Source organism: Chitinimonas violaceus, from assembly GCF_052601015.1.
This window is the reverse complement of the sequence record NZ_JBQXDJ010000204.1, coordinates 1-771: the sequence shown is the minus strand read 5'-3', so window position 1 is coordinate 771 and position 771 is coordinate 1. Positions and strand designations below refer to the sequence as shown.

General features: G+C 58.9%; 1 protein-coding gene. It reads right to left on the bottom strand.

The genetic code is table 11. The annotated features are described in order from the left end of the window. On the bottom strand, nt 1-670 hold a 670-nt coding region (locus ACUHMQ_RS21635), incomplete at its 3' end, for a replication endonuclease (RefSeq protein WP_445297369.1). Nucleotides 671-771 lie beyond the last annotated feature (101 nt).

Here is a 771-nt window from a genome sequence, read left to right as displayed (position 1 = left end):
TGGCGACGCTGCTTTGCTGCATATCGAACAACGAGACTTCATCGCCTTCGTTGCTGGTGGCTAGCGCATGGCGTAGGGCTTCGGTCTGGTCTTTCCATTTGGTTTGCAGCAGGGAGAGGGTTTGTTGCGAGACATAGGTATCGGCCCCCCGGCGTACTTGGCCCGCGCTGATGCGGCCTTGTTCCAAGGTTTGCAGGTGGCGGCGGACGAGGTTGCGTTTCCATACCCTGCCGTCTTCCAGGCGTTTACCAATCCCTTCCATGGTCACGCCCTGTCTGCCGGCTTGTGGCAGGCGGACGTCAAAGCGTGGGGCGATCATGGCGGCAGTGTCTTCAGGCGATAGCCACGTATGCAGCTTATCGCACAGGGCTGCGCCGTCTTCACCCAGGCGGCACACGTCAATCAAGGGCGTGGATGGGTGACCCAGGTATTTATCTAGCCGCTCAGACAGGTTAATCAGATCCACCGACCCCGCAGGCTGTTGTAGCCAGTGGCTGACACGCTGACCCAGCGCATCATGGTCTTCATGGCGTGCGGCTTCCCATTCACGTTCAGGAATGCTGCGTAGCTGATGCTTGCGTTCACGGCGAGCGGCCTTGCGCAGGCTGGGCGCACAGTTGGCAGCCAGCCATTCGGCATCGGTCTCTACGTGGTAAGCAACAGTTTCCATCGGTTTCTTTGGGCAAGCCGACCCCCTTACGGCCTGTTGAGGTCGTTTAAAAAGGGTGACGTCGGTGGGTTAAATCAGCAGTGAACTACTCGACAGCCAGT